Source organism: Bradyrhizobium centrolobii, assembly GCF_001641635.1.
In the GTDB taxonomy this organism is placed as follows: Bacteria; Pseudomonadota; Alphaproteobacteria; order Rhizobiales; family Xanthobacteraceae; genus Bradyrhizobium; species Bradyrhizobium centrolobii.
Genome location: NZ_LUUB01000058.1, coordinates 1 through 3,855, shown reverse-complemented (window position 1 = coordinate 3,855; position 3,855 = coordinate 1). Strand labels below are relative to the sequence as shown.

Sequence of the window (3,855 nt, the reverse complement as noted above, 5' to 3'; positions counted from 1 at the left end):
GGAAGGTTCGCCGATCTTGCCGAAAAGGCCGGACCGGCTGTGGTTGGGGTCAGTGCCAAGGCGGCCGCGGCAGACGAGGAATCCGGCCCATCGTCCGGACCTGATGGGGCGCCCGATCAAGACACTCCAAGAAGGGCTGTTCCAAGGTCCGAACCGCACGGTCCGGGCGTTGCGCCGAAATCCGGGGACATGATCTCGATCGGCTCGGGTTTCTTCATCTCCCCGGACGGTTATGCGGTGACGAACAACGATATCGTGGCAGGCAGCGATACGGCCGAGATCCGTACGAATGAGGACAAAATCTACCCAGCCAAGATCGTCGGCAAGGACCCGCTGAGTGATCTCGCCCTGCTCAAGGTCGATGGGCGCACGGACTTCGCCTATTTGAAGCTGGCCGATCAACCACCACGCACCGGCGATTGGGTGCTTACGGTAGGCAATTCGTTCGGGCTCGGAAATACTGTCACCGCGGGTATCGTTTCAGCGCGTGCGCGCGACCTGGGGATGGGGTCTTCGGACGACTTCATTCAGATAGATGCGCCGATCAACCGCGGCGATTCGGGCGGGCCGAGCCTCAACACGCATGGCAACGTCATCGGTGTGAACAGCATGATTCTTTCGCCCTCGGGCGGCTCGGTCGGTGTGGCTTTTGCGATTCCCGCAGACACGGTGAATGCGGTGATCCCGCAACTGAAGGACAAGGGCGCGGTCACGCGAGGGTGGATGGGAGCGGAAGTTCAATCGGTGACCCCCGACATCGCCGAAAGTATCGGCGCAAACAATCTTCGCGGCGCCATCGTCATCGGTGTTCAAGCCAGCGGTCCAGCCGCGAAGGCCGGATTAAAGAGCGGGGATGTGATCACGTCGATCGGCGGCGAGCCCATCAAGAGCGCAAACGAGCTCACCAAGAAAGTCCATGCGGCGGCGCCAAGCTCTTCAATCGAGCTCTCCATGGTTCGGAACAAAGAACAGAGAGCATTGACCGTAACGCTGGGCCAGCTTACCGCTCAGTAGAGCACACCTGCGCGGCGATCGGGGCTGCGGCACGACCGCTCAAGCCATCGAGCCCAATGCCCCATCTCTCGCGCCGGAAGACTTCCCAGGTTTGGCTTTGACAACGGCTAGGTGACTCGTTGCTCGTCGACTTGGATCTGCGCGCAGGGTCCTTTTCGCGCCCCTTATCGATCGATCTCCCCAAAGACGATGTCCAGCGAACCGATGATCGCCGAGACGTCCGCCAGCAAATGGCCGCGGCTGAGCAAATCCATTGCTTGCAGATGTGCGAACGATGGCGCCCGGATCTTGCACTTATAGGGTTGGTTCGTGCCATCGGAGACCAGGTAGACGCCGAACTCGCCCTTGGTAAGGCAATCGGGTATTCTCGAGCCAGGAGTGCGCGTGTCTTGCTGAGGGCAGCATCGGAACGGACCGACAATGCGTAGCTGCCTTGCTTCCATGGTTGCTATCGCGCCAATTCCAACAGCCGACGACAGTCCGCCGGCAGCCGCCGTTCATTGAGGTTGGTCACGCCGAGCAGCAGTCCCTGCTGCCGCGGAGGCTGCATGTACCACGGAGACAGAGGAGCCGGCGCCAGGCAGAACTGTAGGGCGCGCAAAGCGACGTCCACGTCTGACGCAAACTCGGGAAGCAGGATCATCACTGCCAGACCGGCGGTTGCTTGCACCTTTATCGAGTCTGACGCCACCTCTCCCAGACAACGAAGCAGGGTCGCCCGTCGAGCGGCGTAAAGCCGCTTCATGCGGCGCAGATGGCGAATGTAATGCCCTTCCCGCAGGAATTCCGCCACAGCGCGCTGCACGGCCGCGGCCGGCGCCGGCGCCATACAAGCAGCGAGCTCACCGAACCGACGACTCAGCTCCGGCGGCACGACCATGAAACCCAGGCGCAGCGCCGGGCTAATCGTTTTGCTGAAACTGCCGATGTGCAGCACCCGTCCTTCATCATCGAGAGATGCAAGAGCCGGAGCCGCCCGTCCTTTCAGCTGCAGTTCGCTCAGGTAATCGTCCTCGATGATCCAGGCGTCGCTACGCCGAGCCCAGGCGAGCAGTGCAAGCCGCCGCGGCAGCGACATCGTCATCCCGAGCGGCGCCTGCTGGCCTGGTGTCACAACTGCCAATTTCGCTCCAGGGGCGGACCGGACACCAGCGGCAACATCCAGTCCTTCCGCATCGACCGGGACAGCTGTCACAGCCATGCCGGCCAGGCCGAGTGCGGTGCGAGTGAGCGGAAAGCCTGGATCCTCGATCCAAGCTCCCATCCTTCCAAGCTGAAGCCCTCGGATCGCCAGACCGAGCGCACCCGAGAATCCACCTGTTACGAGTACCTGAGAGGGATTGCACCGGAGGCCGCGTGCCAGCCCTAAGTAAGCCGCGACCTCCTTTCGCAGCTCCGGATCGCCACGCGGATCCGGATACGTCACCGGCGCCGGAAGCTTGGTGACCGTTTTCGTGACCGCTGCCATTCATCGCTCCTTTTAATGTGCCGTGGCGGCCTGCGCAGTTTGCTTGCGCGAGCGAGTGCTCTTTCCCTTTAGCGGACCTTCCCACATCCGGAATCCACCCTTGAATGCGTTGGCATTATCGCCAAGCCGACATAATGGCGGCAGTTTTTTCAACATTTTGGCGTTGCCGCCGCCCAGCACGACGTCTTCCGGTTGGAGCGCCGCAACCAGATGTTCAACGATATCTTCGACGTGCTTCCGCCATGCTTTCCTGCCAAACTCCTCCATCGCGCGGGCGCCGACATAGTCCTCATAGGTCCGCTTCTTGTAGGGTAGGTGCGCGAGCTCCATCGGCTGCACGATGCCATCGACGATCATCGCCGAGCCGAGTCCCGTGCCCAGCCCGAGAAACAACATTTTGCCGCTCCGGTAGCTGCCGAGCGCCTGCATCGCCGCATCGTTGATGACTTTCGTCGGCAGTTTGAATGCCGCAGCGAAGTTGAAGCCCATCCAGCCTTTCCCCAGATTGTGAGGTTCGGCCATAGGCCGGTCATGCACAACGGGGCCCGGATAGCCAATCGAGACGAAGTCATATTCCCAGCCATCGGCCAGCTTTTTGACGCTCGATACCATCTGCCGGGCCGTCAGGGTCGGCCCGGAGTCAATTTCGCGTTTCACTTTTTCGCCGGAGGCAAGGATCTTGACGTGGGTGCCCCCCACGTCAATGACCAGTATGTTCATGGAAGACCTTTGTCTCGATTGGAATTTAGCTTGCCTTCTTGAGCACCTCGGTCTTGGTCTTCATCGCTTCACCTCCGCACAGCTTCGAGTCGTGGGGCTGCCGCAAGCAGGCGAGCCAGATCGTAGTCGAGCAGGTCTCCGATCCGGTCCACCGTCACGTCGGGTATGGCGAAGGAGGCGAGGGCGTTCGCGTCGTGGGCATATTGTCCTTGTCGGGGAAGGACGGTGGTGACGCGGTTGCCCCAGACCTCCTTGACCGCGGCAAGGATACGCGGCTTGTCATCAACTAGAACGTAGTGCAGCGCCGGATAGCGGGCCTCGACATCATCGAGCGCAAGCTCCTTGTGGATGTAGATCAGCACATGTGAGTTGACTGCCTCCGAAAGCCCGGAACGCTCAACCTTGCGGGGTTGAAAGACGACGTCGCCATCGGTGAGAAGGATGGTTGGGCCCCACTGACGTAGTCGTTCGAGCACGTCTAGGGATTCCGGATACAAACGATTGGCGAACGGGTAATCGACCAGGAATGACGACATGGACAACAGGTGCATGTCTTGCGGGTGTTCGACGCGATACCGCTGGAGCGCGCCGAGATAGTCTCGATACCCCAGTTCTTGGAACAGCTCCTCGAGAATTGCCCAGTACCGATCGCG

At 60.9% G+C, this 3,855-nt stretch carries 4 protein-coding genes and 1 pseudogene; 1 reads left to right on the top strand and 4 read right to left on the bottom strand.

Features of this window, described 5'->3' with window-relative positions; translation table 11 throughout:
- Positions 1 to 1,014, top strand: a 1,014-nt coding sequence (locus tag AYJ54_RS18315; protein WP_210184081.1) for a S1C family serine protease, incomplete at its 5' end; no start/stop codon positions are given.
- Between the two features lie 164 nt (positions 1,015 to 1,178).
- On the opposite strand, the pseudogene AYJ54_RS47365 reads toward AYJ54_RS18315, so the two are convergent.
- From AYJ54_RS47365 to AYJ54_RS50760, 4 genes and pseudogenes are all read right to left on the bottom strand, one after another.
- Positions 1,179 to 1,361: pseudogene (locus AYJ54_RS47365) on the bottom strand (NADH-quinone oxidoreductase subunit D-related protein); the annotation flags it as partial.
- Positions 1,362 to 1,462: 101 nt separating this feature from the next.
- Positions 1,463 to 2,482, bottom strand: a complete 1,020-nt coding sequence (locus tag AYJ54_RS18310; RefSeq protein WP_245329063.1) for an aminotransferase-like domain-containing protein — start codon at positions 2,480 to 2,482, stop codon at positions 1,463 to 1,465.
- A 12-nt stretch (positions 2,483 to 2,494) separates the two neighbouring features.
- The gene (locus tag AYJ54_RS18305; RefSeq protein WP_082905719.1) at positions 2,495 to 3,202 is read right to left on the bottom strand and encodes an ROK family protein; all 708 of its coding nucleotides are present in this window, start codon (positions 3,200 to 3,202) and stop codon (positions 2,495 to 2,497) included.
- 68 nt (positions 3,203 to 3,270) lie between these two features.
- The coding region (locus AYJ54_RS50760) for an HAD family hydrolase (RefSeq protein WP_063700819.1) at positions 3,271 to 3,855 on the bottom strand (585 nt) is incomplete at its 5' end.